This window comes from Micromonospora sp. KC723 (genome assembly GCF_004348595.1).
In the GTDB taxonomy this organism is placed as follows: Bacteria; Actinomycetota; Actinomycetes; order Mycobacteriales; family Micromonosporaceae; genus Micromonospora.
Map to the genome: position 1 here is coordinate 38740 of NZ_SMKD01000022.1, position 18461 is coordinate 57200.

The 18461-nt window shown below is 73.1% G+C and carries 18 protein-coding genes; 6 read left to right on the forward strand and 12 right to left on the reverse strand.

Features of this window, described 5'->3' with window-relative positions:
• Window positions 1-15: 15 nt before the first annotated feature.
• The 7 genes from E1165_RS08020 to E1165_RS08050 all read right to left on the reverse strand — a co-directional run bounded on the left by E1165_RS08020 (window position 16) and on the right by E1165_RS08050 (window position 6853).
• The gene (locus E1165_RS08020; protein ID WP_243704649.1) at window positions 16-1056 is read right to left on the reverse strand and encodes a UbiA prenyltransferase family protein; all 1041 of its coding nucleotides are present in this window, start codon (window positions 1054-1056) and stop codon (window positions 16-18) included.
• Window positions 1057-1077: 21 nt separating this feature from the next.
• Entirely contained in the window at window positions 1078-2118 is a 1041-nt protein-coding gene (locus tag E1165_RS08025; protein WP_132389293.1) for an NAD(P)-dependent oxidoreductase, read from the reverse strand.
• A gap of 2 nt (window positions 2119-2120) precedes the next feature.
• Window positions 2121-3449: an aspartate aminotransferase family protein gene (locus E1165_RS08030; protein ID WP_207916744.1), complete on the reverse strand. Its 1329-nt coding sequence runs from the start codon at window positions 3447-3449 to the stop codon at window positions 2121-2123.
• A 141-nt stretch (window positions 3450-3590) separates the two neighbouring features.
• A complete protein-coding gene (locus E1165_RS08035) occupies window positions 3591-4589 on the reverse strand; it encodes a lysylphosphatidylglycerol synthase transmembrane domain-containing protein (RefSeq protein ID WP_165945169.1) in 999 nt (332 codons plus the stop codon).
• 26 nt (window positions 4590-4615) lie between these two features.
• A complete protein-coding gene (locus tag E1165_RS08040; RefSeq protein WP_207916738.1) occupies window positions 4616-5623 on the reverse strand; it encodes a glycosyltransferase family 2 protein in 1008 nt (335 codons plus the stop codon).
• A gap of 247 nt (window positions 5624-5870) precedes the next feature.
• Entirely contained in the window at window positions 5871-6101 is a 231-nt protein-coding gene (locus E1165_RS08045; RefSeq protein WP_132389263.1) for a hypothetical protein, read from the reverse strand.
• A 41-nt stretch (window positions 6102-6142) separates the two neighbouring features.
• Entirely contained in the window at window positions 6143-6853 is a 711-nt protein-coding gene (locus E1165_RS08050; protein WP_165945170.1) for a BTAD domain-containing putative transcriptional regulator, read from the reverse strand.
• Window positions 6854-7054: 201 nt separating this feature from the next.
• Between E1165_RS08050 and E1165_RS08055 the strand changes: the two genes are divergently transcribed.
• The 4 genes from E1165_RS08055 to E1165_RS08070 all read left to right on the forward strand — a co-directional run bounded on the left by E1165_RS08055 (window position 7055) and on the right by E1165_RS08070 (window position 11353).
• Entirely contained in the window at window positions 7055-8014 is a 960-nt protein-coding gene (locus E1165_RS08055; protein WP_132389267.1) for a UbiA family prenyltransferase, read from the forward strand.
• Window positions 8015-8162: 148 nt separating this feature from the next.
• Window positions 8163-9227 (forward strand): sensor histidine kinase, encoded by a 1065-nt coding sequence (locus E1165_RS29790; protein ID WP_132389269.1) that lies wholly within the window; start codon window positions 8163-8165, stop codon window positions 9225-9227.
• Complete coding sequence (locus tag E1165_RS08065) at window positions 9224-9907, forward strand: response regulator transcription factor (RefSeq protein ID WP_243704650.1); 684 nt, start codon at window positions 9224-9226, stop codon at window positions 9905-9907. Before E1165_RS29790 ends, E1165_RS08065 begins: the two co-directional genes overlap by 4 nt.
• Before the next feature lie 153 nt (window positions 9908-10060).
• Window positions 10061-11353 carry an AMP-binding protein gene (locus tag E1165_RS08070; RefSeq protein WP_132389273.1) on the forward strand — a complete coding sequence of 431 codons (1293 nt, stop codon included), beginning with the start codon at window positions 10061-10063 and terminating at the stop codon, window positions 11351-11353.
• Between the two features lie 51 nt (window positions 11354-11404).
• Here E1165_RS08070 and E1165_RS08075 read toward each other — a convergent pair whose 3' ends face one another.
• Complete coding sequence (locus tag E1165_RS08075; protein ID WP_132389275.1) at window positions 11405-11923, reverse strand: hypothetical protein; 519 nt, start codon at window positions 11921-11923, stop codon at window positions 11405-11407.
• A 110-nt stretch (window positions 11924-12033) separates the two neighbouring features.
• Window positions 12034-12234 (reverse strand): DNA repair protein, encoded by a 201-nt coding sequence (locus tag E1165_RS08080; RefSeq protein ID WP_132389277.1) that lies wholly within the window; start codon window positions 12232-12234, stop codon window positions 12034-12036.
• A 217-nt stretch (window positions 12235-12451) separates the two neighbouring features.
• Here E1165_RS08080 and E1165_RS08085 point away from each other — a divergent pair, with 217 nt between their 5' ends.
• Window positions 12452-13114, forward strand: a complete 663-nt coding sequence (locus E1165_RS08085) for a GNAT family N-acetyltransferase (RefSeq protein ID WP_132389279.1) — start codon at window positions 12452-12454, stop codon at window positions 13112-13114.
• A 306-nt stretch (window positions 13115-13420) separates the two neighbouring features.
• Here E1165_RS08085 and E1165_RS08090 read toward each other — a convergent pair whose 3' ends face one another.
• Entirely contained in the window at window positions 13421-14875 is a 1455-nt protein-coding gene (locus tag E1165_RS08090; RefSeq protein WP_132389281.1) for a glycoside hydrolase family 3 protein, read from the reverse strand.
• 154 nt (window positions 14876-15029) lie between these two features.
• Between E1165_RS08090 and E1165_RS08095 the strand changes: the two genes are divergently transcribed.
• Entirely contained in the window at window positions 15030-16205 is a 1176-nt protein-coding gene (locus tag E1165_RS08095; protein ID WP_132389283.1) for an ROK family transcriptional regulator, read from the forward strand.
• A 57-nt stretch (window positions 16206-16262) separates the two neighbouring features.
• On the opposite strand, the gene E1165_RS08100 is transcribed toward E1165_RS08095, so the two are convergent.
• Complete coding sequence (locus E1165_RS08100; protein WP_132389285.1) at window positions 16263-17270, reverse strand: ABC transporter permease; 1008 nt, start codon at window positions 17268-17270, stop codon at window positions 16263-16265.
• The gene (locus E1165_RS08105; protein WP_132389287.1) at window positions 17267-18286 is read right to left on the reverse strand and encodes an ATP-binding cassette domain-containing protein; all 1020 of its coding nucleotides are present in this window, start codon (window positions 18284-18286) and stop codon (window positions 17267-17269) included. Before E1165_RS08105 ends, E1165_RS08100 begins: the two co-directional genes overlap by 4 nt.
• Window positions 18287-18461: the final 175 nt, after the last annotated feature.

The window sequence follows — 18461 nt, forward strand, 5'->3', positions numbered from 1 at the left end:
AGTGGGGTGGTGGGTTCAGGGCAGGAGGTCGAGCACGCCCGGGTGCTGGGTGACGAGCAGGACGCCGCCGAGCAGCGCCCCCCACAGCAGGGCGTTGACGAGCATCGCCCGGTCCCGTAGCAGCACCCGGGTGGGCTCGCCGCCGTCACCGTCGACGACGACCACCTGCAGGTAGCGGGCGATGGCGAACAGCGCGAACGGAGTCGAGCCGACCAACGCCAGGGCCTGGTGCGGGGCGGGGATGGTCTCCTGCACGTAGCCGAGGAACCCGCTGACGGTGACCGCGGCGCAGAGCACGATCAGGAGATCCAGGTACTGCACCGAGTAGCCGGCCAGTGAGGGCCGGTGCGCGCTGCCGGCGACCGACATCTCGTGCCGTCGCTTGCCGAGGATGAGCAGCAGGCACAGGGCGAAGACGGACACCAGCAGCCAGCTCGACACGGCCGCCCCGGCGGCCAGGTAGCCCTGCACCACCCGCAGCAGGAACCCGCCGGCGACCACCAGCACGTCCAGCAGCGGCAGGTGCTTCAGACCCCGGCTGTAGGCGATGTTGAGGGCCAGGTAGACCGCCATCGGCCACCACGGGAACGCCGGCCCGAACAGCACCGCCGTGACCAGCGCGGCGGCGACCAGGCCACCGAAGGCGTACGCGACGCCGACGCCGACCCGGCCGGCGGCGACCGGGCGGTGCCGTTTGGTGGGGTGGGCCCGGTCGCGGTGCCGGTCGTAGACGTCGTTCCACACGTACACCAGGGCGGAGACCATGGTGAACAGCACCACCGCCCAGGCCACCCGGCCGAGCACGCCGAGCCCGAGCCGCGGGGTGTCGATGAGCACCAGCGGCACCACGAGCAGGTTCTTCGCCCACTGGTGCGGTCTGATCAGGGTGAGCAGGTCGCGTACGAGGCCCGGGCCGGCACCCCGTCCGACGGCGGAGGGCCGGGTCGGGTCGGTCGCGCCGGGCTGACCGACGGTGCGGGGGGACGCGGTCCCCACGGTGGCGGGGCCGGTCGGTGTGGACCCGCCGAACATCGGCGGGTCGACGAGGACAGTCACGATAAACCTCCGGGGTACCGGTCAGAAGACGGCCTTGGCCAGGCCGAGGGCGCCCTGCTTCCAGGGGTCCCGGCTGGTCCGGCCGGCCGAGGTGGGGGAGGCGGAGCGGTTCGCCCGCCACCAGTCGTAGGTGCGCAGGATCGCCTCGCGGTTGGACAGTCGCGGGGTCCAGCCGAGCACGTCGCGGGCTTTGTCGACGCTCACGTACGAGTCGGCGAGCAGTTTGTGGATCAGTCGCCCGTACACCGGCGAGAGCTTCAGCCGTTGCAGCAGCTCCAACGCGACGACGGCGGGGCGGGCCGGGATGGGGACGACCCGTCTGCCGTGGCCGGCGGCGTCCAGCACGGCCTGGAAGTCCTCCCGGATGGTGGCGAACTCATCGGCGGCGATGTTGAACGTGTCGTTGGCGACGGGGGCCGGCGCGCGCAGGACGGTGCGTACCGCGTCGACCAGGTCGTCGATGGCCAGCATCTGGATCCGGACGTCGCCGCGGCCCAGCACCGGGAAGTTGCGACCCTCGTCGGCCCACTCGAACAGCATCGAGAACAGCCCCATCCGGCCCGGCCCGAGGAAGGTCTTGGGTCGCAGCATCGGCAGGCACATCCCGCGGGCCCGGAACCGTTCGGCCACCTCCTCGGCGCCGGCCTTGGCCCGGCTGTACGGGTCGACCGGCTCGCGCGGGTACCGCTCGGTGGTCGGGACGACCTTCGGCAGCCCGTACACGGCGGTCGAGGAGACGTGCACGACCCGTTCGGCCCCGCCGCGTTCGGCGGCCCCCAGCACCGTCTCGGTGCCGCCCACGATGATCGACCGGATCTCGTCCTCGGGATAGCTGGGCAGGGCGGCGGCGGTGTGCACCACCGCGTCCACGCCGTGCAGGGCGACGCCGACCCGCTCGACGTTCCGCACGTCGGCGACCGTGTAGCTGACCCCCGGCACCGGCTCGGCCGGTTCCCTGACGTCCAGGCTGCGTACCCGCCAGCCGTCGTCGGCCAGCGCCCGCACCAGGTGCCCGCCCAGCATTCCGCTGCCGCCGGTCACCACCACCGTCTTGCCGTTCATGTTCACCACAGCGACGACACCTTCTCCTTGACGAAACGGGTGACCAGCCGGGGCAGGCCCTGGGCGAGTGTCTGGTCGAGCCGGTCGACGAAGCGCTCCACGTCGGTGGGGTCGACGACCAGCGGGGGGCCCACCACCAGGGGGTTCTTCCCGTTGAGCGTGTAGTACGTGTATATGTCGTGATCTCGGTAGAGGGCGCTGATGACCGCGCAGGTGACCAGCTTCGTACCGAACTGTGGGTCGCGGGCCAGGCCGCCCGGCGCGAGTTTGGCGACCACGTCCAGGGCGCGCGGGGCGTCGAGGAACACTCCCCACAGGGCGCCCGCGCCGCGGACCTCGGAAACCGCGTCCGGGTGTTCCTTGGCGATCCGCGCCAACCCCGGGGCCAGGATCCGTTCGATGTCGCGGGCTCGGGCCGGGAAGTCCTCCTCGACCGCCACGTTGATCGCCTCGATGGCGGTGGCCGTCTCCTCGCCGAAGCCGTAGTACGTGGTGCTGGTGCTCTGCAACAGGGCGTCGTTGAGGCTCTCGTACGCCTTGTGGAAGATCGGCCGGCGGGCCACGTACGCGGAGATCGAGGACTTGCCGCCGCCGAAGGACTTGGACGTGGTCACCACGTCCGGGATCAGCCCCGGGTAGCGCGTGAAGTAGAACATCGTGCCGGTCTTGCCCCACCCGGTGTAGATCTCGTCGAAGATCAGGACGATGTCCTCCCGGGTGCACAGCTCCCGGAGGCCGCGCAGGAACTCCTCCGAGCACCAGCGCATCGTCGAGGCGCTGAACGGCTCGATCAGGATCGCGTACACGTCGCATCTGCCCCGGCGGTCCCGGGTGGCGTCGACCGCCGCGCGCACCGCGTCCAGGTCGTCGTACGGGAAGCTGACCACGCCCGGGATGCCGGGGAACTTGAAGTGGTTCTGCGCGCTGCCGGTCAGGCTGCCGGAACCGAGCAGCTTGCCGTGGAAGCTGATGTCGCTGCGCAGGATCGTGTTGCGCCTGCCGCCGTGGTACTTGTAGGCCAGCTTGACCGCGCCCTCGACCGCCTCCGCGCCCGAGTTGGGCAGGAACGACATGTCCAGGTCGCCGGGGAACACCGCGGCCAGGTTGTGGGACAGCGCGGCCAGGTACGGCGAGAAGTAGGTCTTGTGGACCTCCATCCGCTGCCGCTCCTGGAAGCGCTTGCGGGCGGCCAGGATGCGGGGGTGGTTGTGACCGTGGTTGAGCACCCCGACACCACCGGTGAAGTCCAGGATCGCCCGCCCGTCGCGGGTGTGGATGTAGGCGCCCTGGGCGTGGTCGACCAGCTCCCGGCCGAAGCCGAACGAGGTCATCAGGCTGACCTGGCTCTTGTTGACGTACCTGCGGTACAGGTCCTGCACCTGGTTGATCGAGAGCTGCTCGGCGGCGTCGATGGTCAGTAGCTCGGACATGGGGTTTCCTTTCCGGACAACGGGGATTCGTGGGCGGGCAGGTCAGCCCGGGGTGGGGGTCAGTCGGGCGTCGGGCTCGGCGGGATGCCGGCCGGTGCGGTGCGCTGCGGTGGCGGCGGCCCTCCGGTCCGGGGCGGCGGTGGCTCGGGCGGTGCGTTCGCGGACGGCGACGGCGACCAGCGCCACCGCGGCGGTGAGCACCTCGGCGAGGGTGGTGAGCACCCGGCTGGCGATCGCCGCGGTGACCGCCGCCGGCAGCGGCAGCACCGTGGCCAGGGCGGCGACCATCGTCACCTCCCGTACGCCGGCCCCGTCCGGCACGAACAGGGCGAGCGTGCCGGCCGTGGTGGCCAGGGCGAACGCGCCGACGGCCACCGGCAGGGCGGCGCGGGCGTCCGCGCCGAGGAGGACCGCGACGATCCACAGGTGCACGCCGGAGAGCAGCCAGGACAGGCTCTGGTACGCGATCGAGCGGCGCACGTCGGCGGGCCGGTCCAGTGTCGCCGGACGGGGCCGGCGGGTCAGCCGGGCAGCCAGATCGACCAGAGTGTCGATCACCCGGGGCCAGCCGGCCAGCACCGTCAGCAGGGTGACCGGGACGGCCAACCAGGCCAGCCCGGAGCCGAGCACGGCCGGGGCCACCAGCAGGCCCACCGTGCCTCCGGTCAGCAGCACCACAACCAGGTTCACCAGGTACGTGCCGGCCATCCGGGCCCGGCTGACCCCGGCCTTCTCGCCGAGCCGGATCTGGGCCAGCAGGCCCCACAGCCGGCCGGGGACGAACTTGCCGAGGAAACCGACGAAGAACATCCGGATCCCGGCACCGGCCGGCACCGGCGCGCCGACCGCCGCCAGCGTCAGCATCCAGGCCCGGGTGCCGCAGAGCAGCCCCACCGAGGTGACCAGCAACGCGCCGAGCAGCCAGGGAATGGTCTCCGGTCGCAGCAACCGACCCAGCGTCGACCACTGCTGTCCGCGCAGGGCCAGCGCGACCCCGCCGACCACCGCCGCCACGAAGGCGACCGTCAGCGCGCTGCGCACCCACCGCCAGCTCCGCCGGTCGCCCATCACCGGCCCTCTGCCAGGGTCAGCGGCCGTGGCGTGCCGGTGCCGCGCAGCCGGGCGGCGCAGCCGGCCGTCACGCCGGCCACGATGGCCAGCTGGGCCACCAGGTGTACCCCGACGAACCAGGCCAGGAAGCCGAGCCCCCGTTCCCGGCGGACGAACGGCAGCAGCCCCGGGTCGGCCAGCAGGAACAGCCCGAAGCAGGCCAGCGGCACGGCGAGCAGGGCCGGGTGCGCCAGCGCCAACGGCAGCGTGGCGAGCACCAGCGGGGCGGTCAGCACACCCAGGGCGGGATTGACCGCGACGCTGCCGGCACGCATCCGGTGCGCCCCGGCGAACGCCGCCAGCGGCAGTGAGCGCCGGTACTGTTCGCGCAGCATCGCCCGGAATCCGGCGCAGTCGTCGTGCCGGCCGACCACCGTGTCGGTCAGCCGGATCGTGGTCACCCGGGCTAGCCGGTCGCTGTACTCGACGTCCTCGGCGTCGCGGAGCCCCTCGTGGAACGGCCCGGCCGCCAGGAACACCGAGCGCCGCACCGCGGCCAGCGCGAAGACGGCGGTGTTCACCCGGCCCACGCTGCGCCGCCGCCACCAGTGCGCGTGCAGGACCTTGTAGTGCTCGACCGGCCCGTCGTCGTAGAGCGGGCGGGTGTCGTACGTGCCGTGCACACAGCCGCACTCCGGGTCGGCCGCCATCACCTCCAGGGCGTTGGCGATCGCGTCGGGCCGCAGTGCCACGTCGGAGTCGACGAAGAAGAGGATGTCGCCGCGCGCCTCCCGGGCGCCGAGATTGCGGGCCGCCGACACGCCCCGGTTGCCGCCGCCTGAGACGACGCGGCACGGGTATCCCGCCGCGATCTCCCGGGACCGGTCGGTGGAGCCGTCGTCGACGACGATCACCTCGTACGGGCGGTGGGTCTGCGCGAACACGGCGTCCAGGCACGCGCCCAGGGTCTTCTCGTAGTTGTAGTTCGGCACGATCACCGACACCGTCTGCTGATCAGCGGCCACCGGCCTCTCCCTTTCGCATTCGACGTCCTGGAAGGACGTCCAGGAATATCGGTGCCCACGACGTTAGGGACGGGTGGATCGTTGGCCAAGGTGGCGGATCCCGATGCGCGTGGGATTTCCTCGAAGGTGGCAGGAGTACTACGACCAAGAGCGCATTCGCGCGGCACGGAAAAGGGCGTCCCGCACGCCTTTCCGCGACGTGCGGGACGCCCTCGACTCAGGGTTCAGATTCGGGTGGCAGGTGGGGTCAGTTCCGCTGTGTGACGTACAGCAGGATCGGCGGACAATCGTCTGCGGCGCTCAGCAGGAACTGCTGGATCCGCAGCAGCCGCCCCCGACAACGGCTCCGCAGCGACGGCGGCGGGGCGGGCGGGGCGAGCCCGGTGCCCGGCCGCCCGGCCGGGAACCGCGCTCCTGCGGGCCGGACCACCCCGGGCGTGGTGCGCACCGGGTGGTCCAGCGAGGTCGTGGTGGTCATGTTGCTCCTTCCAGTCGTGGCGGATCGGCGTCCGGCGACGGTCACACCTCCGCCAGCCGGTTCGCGGCCAGGTCGTCCCAGCGCCGGGCCTGCGCGTCGAGGCCGAGCCGGCGGTGGCAGTCGGCCAGCACGGCGAACGCCGCCGGGTCGTACGGGTCGACGTCCAGGGCCCGGCGGTTCCAGCGGATCGCGGTCCAGAGGTCGTTGACGCCCAGCGCCTGGTCGCTGAGGAACCGCAGGGCGTGCAGGGCCTGCGTCCGGAGCCACTCGCGTTCCGTCACCACCCAGTCCGCGTCCTGGTTCGGCAGCAGGGGGCCCCGGTAGATCGCCAACGCGCGCCGGAAGTGACCGGCGGCGCCGCCGTGGTCGCCGGCGGCGACGGCGGCGGTGGCGGCCCTGACCCGCCGGTCGAAGGCGGCCACGTCGATCCACAGTTGGTCCGCGCGGAGCAGGTAGCCGCCGTCCACCGAACAGATCTGCACCGGAGCCGGCCGGTCGGCGGTTCCGCACAGCGCGCGCCGGGCGCCGTGCACCGCGGCCTTCACCGAGGTGGCGCCGGCCGACGGTGGCAGATGTGGCCACAACGCCTCGCGCAGGGTGTCCCTACTGACCGGCCGGCCCCGGTGGACCAACAGGTACTGGACCAGCGCCCGTGACCTGCCGGCCCGCCAGTTGGTGACGGGACGACCATGGATGGACATCCGGAATTCGCCGAACAGCTCGACGCTCGACGTTCCTACATTGCTCGACATCTGGCACCGCCACATTCCGTCGGTCCCCTCGTCGGGAACGACGGGTCGACCATAAATAGCGGCGCTGGGGTGGCCAAGGTGGCGGGTTCTGCCGCAGTGGCGAAGGTGCCCGTTGGTGGTACCGCGCCTACGACCATGGTCGTATGCCGGGTCAGTGTCGCGGATGAACCGGAAAAGGATTTCCGCCGCCACTCTGTTGGCATGACCTATCACTCGGTAATCAGGCCCGACCGGTCTTTCCGCGTCGAGGGTGTCGTCCGGCCGTTGGCGCCGATCCTCGCGGCCCTGGTGGAGGGCGGCCGGCACGTGTCGGCGAGTTGGCGCGAGGCTCGGCCGGTCGTCCAGGTCATCTTCCAGTTGCGGTTCTTCGCCGGTGCGGCGGTCGCCGCGCCGCAGGGGGTCGTCGCCCGCCCCGCGACCCTGCTGCTCGGCGCGCTCGCCTGGCTCTGCGCGACCTGGTGCGTCTACCTGCTCAACGGGCTGTCCGACCAGGTCGAGGACCGCCGCAACGGCTCGACCCGGCCGCTGGCCACCGGGGCGCTGCCGGCCAGGGCCGCCCGGCGGATCGTGATCGGCCTGGCCGGGGTCGCGCTGTCGCTGGCCGGGGCGGTCTCGCCGTGGATGGCCGGACTGGTGGCGTTGATGCTGGCGCTCGGCTGGTTGTACTCGGCCGGTCCCCGTCCGCAGAAGGGCAACATGCTGGGTTTCGTCCTGGTGGTCGCCGCCGGTGGAATCGTCACCTACCTGGCCGGGAGCGCGGCTGCGGGTGGCCCGGTCAAGCCCGAGCTGATGGTGATGATGGTGGCCATGTCGCTGTGGATGGCGCTGGCCGGCACCACCAAGGACCTGTCCGACGTGGCCGGTGACCGGGCGGCCGGGCGTCGTACCCTGCCGGTGCTGCTCGGCGACCGCGGTGCCCGCCGGCTGATGGCCGGGCTGGTCGTCGTGGCCGGCGGCGTGCTGCTCGCCGGTGCCCTGCTGGTGGCACCGGCGCTGGTGGCGCCGGCAACCGTGTTGGCCGTCGGCGCGGGCGCGGTGGTCTGCTGCGTGCTCACCGGCGCGGGTGCCACCGACCGACGGCGGCAGCGCCAGCCGTACCGGATCTTCATGGCCAGCCAGTACGCCGTCCACCTGACGGTGTTGGGCCTCTTTTTGCTCTGAACGGGAGGAGGTAGAGGGCGGCGGTCCTCGCATCCTTCCTCTGTGGACGGTTCGTATAGACGACCGGGGATCTACTCTCCGCGACCTGGGCGCTACCGTGGTAGCCTCGGGCGAGACAGCGGGGGGATCCGTGGCGAAGCCGTACGCAATGGAGCCCGTAGCCGAGGCCGAACTGTCCTCGACGGCGCGGGAGATCGTCGACGCGTTTCAGGAGTCGCTGCGCCGGCAGGGCAGCGATCTGGTCAACGGCCCGGACGTCCTGGCGCAGCTGGCGGTCCAGGTCCAGGCGGTGCTCGACGACATCACCGCCCGGGTGTCCGTGTCCGAGGCACCCCCCATGGAGCTGGTCGGCGAGGCCCGGCTGTTCAACGTCAACATCGGTGCCGACCGCGCCCGCCGGGGCATTCACCCGGTGCAGTCGCTGCGTGCGGCGACCACCCTGTTCGAGGTCATGCTCCCGGTCATCACCCGCGACCTGCCGTCGACGGACAGCGCGGGCGCGTTGCGGCTCAGTCGGGCCCTGCACGAGGCCATCATGGCCCGGGTTGCGCTGGCGTCGCTGTCCTACGTGGCCTTCCTGATGGAGAAGCTCCAGGCCTCCCGCCAGGAGGAACGCACCAGGATAGCCCGGGAGCTGCACGACCGGGTGCTGCACGAGATGGGCCTGACCCTGCATCAGCTGGACCTGCACCGGCACTACGTCGACCGGGATCCGGCGCAGGCCCGATCCAAGATCGACAGAGCCATCGAGTCGCTGGACGAGGCCCTGCGCACGGTACGGCACCTCTCCGCCGAGCTGCGCCGGTCAGTGGGCGAGTACGGGCTGGAACGCACCCTGCGTGCCTACCTGGAGGCCAACGCGCCCGCCTCGGTGCAGTACTCGATCACCACCACCGGCGACCTCAAGGTGCTGCCGCCCGACGTGCTCGAAGAGCTGTACCTCATCATGCGGGAGGCGACGCGCAACGCGTTGCGGCACGCCGATCCCACCCGGTTGGAGCTCTCCGTCGACGTGGGGGACAACGCCGTCGCCGCCACGGTGGTGGACGACGGGTGCGGCTTCGACACCAGCGATCCCGACCGGGCGCGGGGCGGCCTGCCCTCGATGTACGAACGGGCCCTGCTGCTGCACGGCGTCCTGGAGCTGACCAGCACCCCCGGCCGGGGCACCCGGGTCGAGGTGCGCATCCCGTTCTCCGAGGCGGCCCTGTGAGCGCTGTCCTCCGGCCGCAGATCAGGGTGTGCCTGGCCGACGACCACAACCTGTTGCGCGACGGCATCCGGGAGATGCTGTCCACCGAGCCGGAGTTCGCGGTGGTGGGCGAGGCGTCGTCCGGGCCGGAGGCGCTGGCCCTGGCCGTCCGGCTGCGGCCGGAGGTGCTGCTGCTCGACGTCGAGATGCCCGGGCCGGGCGCGTCGGCCATCATCCGACAGGTCAGGCGCATGGCGCCGGAAACCCGGGTGATCGTGCTGACCATGCACGACGACCCGGACATGGTGCACGAGTTGCTGGAGGCCGGCGCGGTCGCGTACCTGTTGAAGACGATCCTGCGGGACGACCTGGTCGCCGCGGTCCGCTCGGTGGTCCGGCGCCCCACCCAGAGCGTCCTGCTGGCGGTGTCCCGGGAGACGGTGGAACGGCTGGACCGGCAGAAGCCGCGTACGAACGGGACGCCGCTGACCGCCCGGGAGCTGGAGGTGCTCCGCCTCATCGCGGAAGCGATGAGCAACGCGCAGATCGCCAGCCGGCTGTTCATCACCGAGGCCACCGTCAAGCGGCACCTGACCAACATCTACGCGAAGTTGCAGGCGGTGTCCCGGGTGGACGCCATCCGGAAGGCGACCGCCGCGCGGCTGATCAAGCCGATGGACGACCAACCCACCACGATCTGACCGCGCGGGTGGGCCGACGGGCATGACCGTGCCGTGACCGCAGTCGCCTAGGTTCGTCGGGTCGGATGTCGTCGGGGTTCGCCGGTGCCGTGCGGGCCTCGCGTCACCCCGTCGCAAACGCCTGTTCCGTGTCCGGGAGTCTGGGAGCATCACATGTTTGGGCGGAAGGAGCCCCGCTACTTCCAACTGGTGGCCACCGAGGCCAGGGATTTCGCGGTCTGGCCGATCGGCCGACGCCCGCCGCGGGGGTGGCGCGTGGTCCCGTTCGCCGGCACCATCCAGGCGTGCGGCCGGCATGTGGCGGAGCTGCACAGCGCCGGTGCGGCGCGGGCCTGTGACGGGCGGCCGTCGCCGATGGCGCCCGCGACGCTGGTCGGGTTGTTGCGCAAGGCGGCCGGGGAACAGCCGGACGCCCCGGCGCTGTCGGTGGGTGATCTGCGGGTGTCCTACCAGCTGCTCTGGGAGTTGGTCGAGGATCTGGCCGGGCGCCTGACCGAATCGGGCGTCGGTCCGGGCGAGCGGGTCGGCGTCGCCGGGCACGCCGCTCCGGATCTGCTCGTCGCCGCGCTCGCGGTGCTGGTCACCGGCGCCACCTGTGTCCTGTCGGCGGGTGGGCGCCCGGACGGTGTGGTCGCGGCGGTGGCGGGTGCCCAGCCGGGCCTGGTGTTGGCGCCAGCCGGGTCCGTGGCCGCGCTGCCGTGGTCGCCGATGGTGCTGGCCCGCTGGGAGGGCGTGACCGGTACGGCATGGCAGGCCTGTGCCGCGCTGGAGCCGGCGGTGGCCGGTACCGCCGGGGAGCACGCCGAGGCGTCGCTTGTGGTGCTGCCGCCGAGGCCCGGCGTCGCCGGTGTGGTGTGGCGTGGTGGGCAGCTGGCCTGGCTCGCCGGTGACTGTGGGCTGCCCCCGTTGGGTGGCGGTGCCCGGCTGTTGCCGCCGGCCCCTCCGGGTGCGCCGGAGACGGCCGTGGTGGCGTTGCGCGCGCTGCTCACCGGCGCGGAGCTGGTCCTGCCCGAGCGGGACCCGGGACGGGCCGCCGGGGCAGCCGCCGGCCGGGGGCGGGCCGCGCCGGCTCCGGTCCGGTGGCGGCTGCGGGCCGACCGCGCCGGGGGGGCGCTCGACGAGGTGGAGGTGGTCGGCTTCGCCGAGACCTCGATGCTGTGCGCGGCGGTGGTGCCGGGCACCGGTGACCTGGAGCCGCTGCCGCACGTCCGGCGGTACGTCCTCGACGCGCAGCTCGGACCGGTGCCGACGGGAGAGGTCGGTGAGCTGTACGTCGCCGGCGCCCCGTTGGCCGCCGGCTACCTGGACCAACCCGAGTTGACCATGAGCCGGTTCCTGCCCGATCCGCTGGGCGAGGTGGCGGGCAGCCTGATGTTCCGCACCGGCAACCTGGCCCGGCGGCTGTCGGGTCACCGGTTCGCGCTGGTCGGCCCGCCCACGCCGTGAGCCGACCACCGGTGGCGGCACTCGTCCGTGCGGCCCCCGACGGGTGCGCCGTCAGGGCGTGGCGGCGAAGCCGTACCGGGCGGCGTGCTCGGGGTCGGCCGGGTCGATCTGCCGGATGCCGGCGTCGGCGAGCCGCTTGTTGACCTCGTCGAGCCGATCCCGGACCAGTTGGGCCTCCTCCTCGGTGACCCGGCCCCGGTGTGGCTTCCCGGCGTGCTCGATGGTGCCGTAGTCCGGCTTCTCCGCGGTCTTGCGCGCCTTCGGCGGGCGGACCCGTTCGGCGGTCTTCAGCAACTGGGCCATCGGCGTGTCGGTGGCCATGGCGTCGAACTCGCTGGCGGTCAGCACCACGCGGCGTGGTTCACCGTGGCCGTGCCGGTCGTGGATCTCCACGACGGCGACGTCCAGCGCCGCGTCGTCGATGCTCTCCACCTCGGCCGGTGTGGCGTCCAGTTGCACGGGCCCGGCCACCAGGTCAGGGTGCTCGAGCACGACGACCTTGACCATGTCGTCGTCGGGTCGCAGCACCGTGCCGCTGAAGTCGGAGACGTGGATCGTCTTCTTGCCCATGCGCGGAGCTTCTCCTGTCGTTGGCCGGGACTCAGACCAGAAGACGCTACCCGACAGGTGTGCGAAAGCCGGCGCTGGACGCCCCGGGTGTGTCGCCGCTGTCCCCTCCGTCAGTGGGTGCTCAGGCCGCGCCGGGAGGAGGTGCCGGCCGGCAGGCTGTTGAGGTCGCCCCAGGAGAGCGCCGCCTTCGCCCCGTGCCCGGTCCGTGCCTCCTGGTACGGCGGCTGGCCCGGGAACCGCCCGGCGGCCTCCGCCGCCCGCCACGCCCGCTCGCTGTCCTGCTGGTACCGGTCATTCGGCTGCTTCGGCATGACCATTACCATCCCAAGGAAAGTTGTACATGTATGGAAATCGATATGACGATCGATCGATGCCGGTAAATTCTGTGTATCGCGGCGCCCGGTACCGGTACCCCGGCGGGCGGGGTCCGAACCGGCTGGCGCCCGCCCGATCAGGAAGCCCCGCCGGCCGGTCCGGCGTACGGTGATCACGGTTCGTCGTACCGGATCGGGGTGAGGGAGGTCTGCGGTGCTCGACCGCCGGCTCTACCTGCATCTGGTCACCTGGCTCGGTCAGTGGCCCGCCGGCCCGGGTCTGCACGTCGTGGGTTCCCGACGGCGGAATCGACCGGCCTGGGACGGCCGGCTCCGCCCGGCGATCGCGGTGCGCGCCGGCGACAGCACCGTGCTCTCCGTGCCCCCGGAGCGGGTCGCGGCGGTCCGGGCCCTGGCCCGGGGCCCGGAAACCGGCCTGCTGGCCGGGCTTCCCGCCGCGGTCGGTCAGCCCGGGTGGGTCGTCCACCGCGACACCTTCCGGTGGAGCCTCGCACCCGCGCCGCTGCCGGACGTGGGGGAGTGGATCGACCCTTCCGAGCCCATCCTCCCGTCCTGGCTGCACCTGTTCGACCGGGAGGTGCTGGTCGTCCGGGACGCCGACGGCGGCTACCTGGCCGGCGTGGGCGTCAAGCGGCACGACGCGCACGGCCACGAACTCGCGGTGGGCACGGCACCGGCGGCACGTGGCCGGGGACTGGCCCGCCGACTCGTGGCGCAGGCCGCCCGGCGGGTGCTCGACGAGGGGGCGGTCCCGACGTACCGGCACGACCCGGCCAACCTCGCCTCCGCCCGGGTCGCGGGGGCGGCCGGCTTCCCCGACCGGGGCTGGCGGTCGTTCGGCGTCTATCCGCCATGACGCCCTCGGGAGGTGGCACGGCGGCGGGAGCGGACCGTGGATTCCGGGCCAAATCCACGGTCCGCAGCTTTCCCCAGGCCCGCCGTGAGCCGGCACCCCGCCGACTGGTCCTGTGCTGGTGACGCTACGTACAGATTGTTCGCCCGGCAAGAGGGAATCGCCCGATCGGGAGTGTCCGGTAGTGGACTTGACCTGCGGCGGAACGCGCTGTCGGGTTCCCGGCGACGGTGACGGAGCGTGCCCGCACGTCGTGGGCCGATGGTGACGCGCGTCGCCCCGGACGCCTGCGCCGCCTGGCGGTCGCCCTCAGTTGGCCAGACCGAGCACCTCGGCCGCCGCCCGGCCGCTGGCGTGGCTCGCACCGAAGGTGGTGACGAAGGCGCGTACCCCGGCCGGCCGCCACCGGCCCGGCCAGCCCATCTCCACCACCGTCACCGGGTACGCCGCCGCCAGCGCCTCGACCAACGCCGCGCCGCCGGGCAACCGGTGCAGGTGCCGCCCCACCAGCACGATCGGCCGGCCCCCGGCGGCCCTGCCCAACTCCGCCGGATCGGTCTCGGCGGCCACCACCCGCAGTTCCTCAAGGCCAATCAGGTGCGGACCGAGACCCCACGGCACCCGGCCCCGGGCACGGGTGGTGGCGGCGTGCAGCCGTACCACCAGCGGCCGGACCAGCCCGCCGACGTCCCCCTCGACGCGGACAGCCCGGCGCGCTGCGGCGTACCCGAGGCCGTCGGCGGCCGCGGTCGGCGCGGTGCCGGCGGCTCGGGTCCAGGCGGCGAGCGCGGCGGCCCGGCCGGCCGCCTCCTCCACCCGGGACCGGTCCAGCCGGCCGTCCCCGATCGCCTCGACGATCCGCCCGGCGACGTGCTCGACCAGCCTGGCGTCCACTCTCGCGCCGACACAGAGCAGGTCGGCCCCCGCCACCAGGGCACGGACCGCCGCCGGCCCCACCCCACCGGCGGCCAGCGCCGCGCCCTTCATCTCCAGCGCGTCGGTGATCACCGTGCCGGTGAAGCCGTACTCGCGGCGGAGCAGGTCGACCAGGACGGCCCGGCTGAAGGTGGCCGGCCCGTCCCCGGTCAGGGCCGGCACCCGGATGTGCGCGGTCATCACCGCCCGCGCCCCCGCCCCGATCGCCGCCGCGAAGGGCGGCAGGTCCCGCTCACGTAGCACGGCCGGCGACACGTCCACCGTGGGCAGCTCGTGGTGCGAGTCGGTGACGGTGGCGCCGTGACCGGGGAAGTGCTTCGCGCAGGCGGCCACCCCGACCGACTGGAGGCCCTCGACGGCGGCGGCGGAGTGCACGCCGACCCGGCCCGGGTCGGCCCCGAACGAGCGGGTGCCGATCACCGGGTTCTCGTCGGCGGAGTTGACGTCCACCGTCGGGGCCAGGTCGACGGTGACCCCGAGGGCGGCCAGCTCCAGGCCGATGGCCGCGTAGACCTGCCGGGTCAGCGCGGCATCGTCGACCGCGCCGAGCGCCGCGTTGCCCGGGTACGGGCTGCCGGTGGCGTGTGCCAGCCGGGTGACGTCACCACCCTCCTCGTCGATCGCGACCAGCACGTCGGCGCGGCCGTCGCGCAGCGCCGCGGTGCTCGCCGCCACCTGGGCCGGGTCGTGGACGTTGGTGCCGAACAGGGTGTGCCCGGCCAACCCCTCGGCGACCAGGTCGACGGCCCACCCCGGTGGCGTCGGCCCCTGGTACGCGGCCAGCAACGTGCCCAGCGCGAGCCGGCGCAGCCCCGGGTCCCGTCCCACCGTGTTGTTCCCCCTTCCGTGCCGAACGGCACGCGCGTCGCGTCCCCGTCGTCGGTCGTCCGAGTCCGGTCGAACCGGGCGGCGGATACGCTACGGGCACTCCGCCGTAGATCCACCGCGGTTGGCAAAGTTCGTGGAAAACAGAGGACGTGGCATGAGTGCGACCCGGCTGCCCGGCACCCCCCGCCTGTTGCGGGCGCTCAACGACCGCGCGGCCCTGGAGTTGCTGCTGGAGCGCGGTCCGCTGACCCGGGCCCGGCTCGGCGAACTCACCGGCCTGTCCAAGGTCACCGCCTCGCAGTTGGTCGAGCGGCTGGAGGAGCGCGGACTGGTGACCCGGGTGGGTGAGCAGGCCGGGGGGCGGGGCCCGAACGCCCAGCTCTACGCGGTCCGGCCGGGCAGCGCATACGTGGTCGGGGTGGACGTCGGCGCGGAGCGGGTGGTGGCGGCCTGCGCCGACATCACCGGCGCGGTGGTCGGGCGGGTCGAGCAGTCCACCCGGGACACCGACGACCCGGTCGGGGTGGTGCACAACGCCGTGGTCCAGGCGGCCAGCAGCGCCGGGGCGGAGCTGTCGAGCGTGCGCCGGGTGGTGCTGGGCACCCCCGGCCTGGTCGATCCGGCCACCGGCGACATCACCTTCGCGTTCAACCTGCCCCGCTGGCACCGGGGCCTGCTCGCCGCGCTCCGTGCGGACCTGGACACCCCGGTGGTCTTCGAGAACGACGTGAACCTCGCGGCGGTGGCCGAGGCGCAGTCCGGCGCGGCCGAAGGGTTGGCGGACTTCGTCCTGGTGTGGGTGGGTGCCGGTGTGGGCCTGGCAATCATGTTGGGCGGGCGGCTGCACCACGGCAGCAGCGGAGCCGCCGGCGAGATCGGGTACCTGCCGGTGCCCGGGGTGCCGATCCCGCGCGATGTGTCCCGCCGCGCCAAGCCGGCGTTCCAGCAGCTCGCGGGGGCCGACGCGGTCAGTGCGGTGGCACGCGAGCACGGCTTTGAGGCCGAGGACGCCGCCGGGGCGGTGCGGGCCGCGATCGCCGCCGGCACGACCGGCGGACCGATGCTCGACGAACTGGCCCGACGCCTGGCCCTCGGGGTGGCCAGCACCTGTGTGGTGCTGGACCCGCCGCTGGTGGTGCTCGCCGGCGAGGTCGGGCAGGCCGGTGGCGCGGCGCTGGCCGAGCGGGTCCAGCACGAGGTGGCGGCGATCACCCTGGTCCGGCCCCGGGTGGTGGCCACCGGGGTGACCGAGGAGCCGATTCTGCGGGGCGCGTTGCGGACCGCGCTGGACGCCGTCCGGGACGACGTGTTCGGGTCGACGGTGGCCTGACCATCGTCGCCGCCCGCGCCGTGCCGGAGCGCCCCGCGCCCCGGCACGGCCGGCGGATCAGATCAGGTCACGCCGGCGGAACGTGGCGAACGCGGCCACCGTGACCGCGCCGGTCAGGGCGAGCAGCACGGCCAGCGCCGGCCCCCCGGTGATCGTGTAGCTCCCGCTGCACAGCCCCTCGCCGCCCGGGCAGACCCGGTCCTCGAAGAACTCGGCCCGACCGGTGAGCCAGGCCTCCACGTACGTGGAGAGCATCAGTTGCTCCATCCGCGCCACGTCCAGGATCTCGAAGACGATGCGGGCGCCCAGTTCCCACACCACGGCGTACGCGGCGAACACGCCGAGCGCCGCAGAGGTGTGCCGGCCCAGCGTGGCGATGCCGAAGCCCAACACGGAAGCCAGCAGCACCAGCACCATGCCGCGCCCGTACCCCGTGGCCAGTTCCCGCCAGAACACCCCGTCGAGCTGACCCGGCAGCCCGGCGGTCTGCCCGATCAGCCAGAAGGTGCCGAGGTAGGCCACCGTGGAGAGCGCCGACAGCACCACCATCACCCCGAGTAGGGTGCCCAGCTTCGCGCCGAGCACGGCGAGCCGGCCCGGCCGCCAGAGCAGCAGGTTGACCACCCCGCCGGAGTTCAGGTCGGCGCCGATGTAGGAGGCGCCCACCAGGAAACCGAACAGCACCAGGAAGGCGATCAGGAGATAGGTCAGCGGTTCGGCCTGCTGGGCGAAGACGAACACCTGGTCCAGGTAGTCGGAAACCACCGGCAGCCGGTCCTGCAGCATCGGGTCCAGTTCGCTGCAGTCCCTGGGCAGGTAGACGCCCTCGTCCAGCGGTAGCTGGCCCGACTTGATCGCCAGGCAGCGTTGGTGTTCGGCCTCCATGCCGTTGATCGCCTGCGCGACCTGCGCCTGGGCCGCGGCGAGCTCGGGCGCCGAGGGCCGGTGCGACCCGACCAGGGTGGTCGCGGCGGTGACGACGAAGGCCAGCACCAACAGCGCCAGCATCAGCTGGGCGAAACGGCGGGCGGCCAGCCGCTCCACCTCGGCACGGACGAGGTTCACGAGTCCACCCTCCGGTCGCCGGTCGCGTCGAGGTCGATCATCGAGGTCTCGGGTCCCTCCCCGGGCAGGTCGGACCCGCCGACCTGCCGCGGTAGCGCCGGATGTGGGGTGGCGGCGGTCAGTTCGAGGAAGACGCTCTCCAGGTCCGGCCGGATCGGGGTCAGCTCGCCGACCCAGAGCCCCTGCTCGCCGAGGGTACGGGTGATCAGCTCCGGCTCCTGCGCCCCACCGACCGCCAGCAGCCCGTCGTGCACGGTGACGGACATCCCGACGCCCCGCAGCAGCTCCGCCGCCCGCTCCGGCTCGGACACCCGTACCCGGCACTCGTGCCGGTCGAAGCCGGCCAGCACGTCCCGCACCGGGCCGGCCGCCACCCGCCGGCCCCGCGAGACGATCGTCACGTGGTCGCAGATCAGCTGGATCTCGGCCAGGATGTGGCTGGAGATCAGCACGGTCACCCCGGACGCGGCCAGCGACCGCACGAGATCGCGCATCTCCCGGATGCCCGCCGGGTCCAGCCCGTTCGCCGGCTCGTCCAGGATGAGCAGCTCCGGCTCCTTGAGCAGCGCCGAGGCGACCGCGAGTCGCTGTTTCATGCCGAGCGAGTAGCCCTTCACCCGGTCGTCGCCGCGCTCGCGCAGGCCGACCTGCTCCAGCACCGCGTCGACCCGGGCGGTGGGCACCCCACCCGCCACGGCCAACAGCCGCAGCGTGCGGCGGCCGGTGAAGTTGCCGAAGAACTGCGGGCTCTCCACGATCGCGCCGACCCGGCCGGCCACCCGGGCCAGCCGCTCCGGTGCCGGTTCGCCCAGCACGCTCATCCGGCCGCCGTCCGGACCGACCAGGCCCAGCAGGGCGCGCAGGGTGGTCGTCTTGCCGGACCCGTTCGGGCCGAGGAAACCGTGGACCTGCCCGGTCTCGACCAGCATGTCGAAGCCGTCCACCGCGACCCGGTGTCCTTTGCGTACGCTGCGGAACGTCTTGCGCAGCCCCTCGATCTCGATGACCGCGCCCATCAGCGGTGGTCCTGGCAACGATCGGGCATGGGCCGTCCTCCGGGAATGGTGACCAACGACACGGCGCCTCACCCTACGGCGGTGCCCCCGCCCGTGGGGGGCACCGCGCGGACTGCGTGGTTGGATGGAGCGGTGACTGGTGACCTGATCCCCGGCGCCGCCGCCGCCCCCGCCG

Coding starts and splice junctions, on each gene's coding strand:
- E1165_RS08105 (WP_132389287.1), bottom strand. CDS start 18,286: ATGGGCGCGGTCATCGAGATCGAGGGGCTGCGCAAGACGTTCCGCAGC.
- E1165_RS08030 (WP_207916744.1), bottom strand. CDS start 3,449: ATGACCTCGTTCGGCTTCGGCCGGGAGCTGGTCGACCACGCCCAGGGC.
- E1165_RS08025 (WP_132389293.1), bottom strand. CDS start 2,118: ATGAACGGCAAGACGGTGGTGGTGACCGGCGGCAGCGGAATGCTGGGC.
- E1165_RS08050 (WP_165945170.1), bottom strand. CDS start 6,853: ATGTCGAGCAATGTAGGAACGTCGAGCGTCGAGCTGTTCGGCGAATTC.
- E1165_RS08080 (WP_132389277.1), bottom strand. CDS start 12,234: ATGCCGAAGCAGCCGAATGACCGGTACCAGCAGGACAGCGAGCGGGCG.
- E1165_RS08055 (WP_132389267.1), top strand. CDS start 7,055: ATGACCTATCACTCGGTAATCAGGCCCGACCGGTCTTTCCGCGTCGAG.
- E1165_RS08075 (WP_132389275.1), bottom strand. CDS start 11,923: ATGGGCAAGAAGACGATCCACGTCTCCGACTTCAGCGGCACGGTGCTG.
- E1165_RS08045 (WP_132389263.1), bottom strand. CDS start 6,101: ATGACCACCACGACCTCGCTGGACCACCCGGTGCGCACCACGCCCGGG.
- E1165_RS08095 (WP_132389283.1), top strand. CDS start 15,030: ATGAGTGCGACCCGGCTGCCCGGCACCCCCCGCCTGTTGCGGGCGCTC.
- E1165_RS08070 (WP_132389273.1), top strand. CDS start 10,061: ATGTTTGGGCGGAAGGAGCCCCGCTACTTCCAACTGGTGGCCACCGAG.
- E1165_RS29790 (WP_132389269.1), top strand. CDS start 8,163: ATGGAGCCCGTAGCCGAGGCCGAACTGTCCTCGACGGCGCGGGAGATC.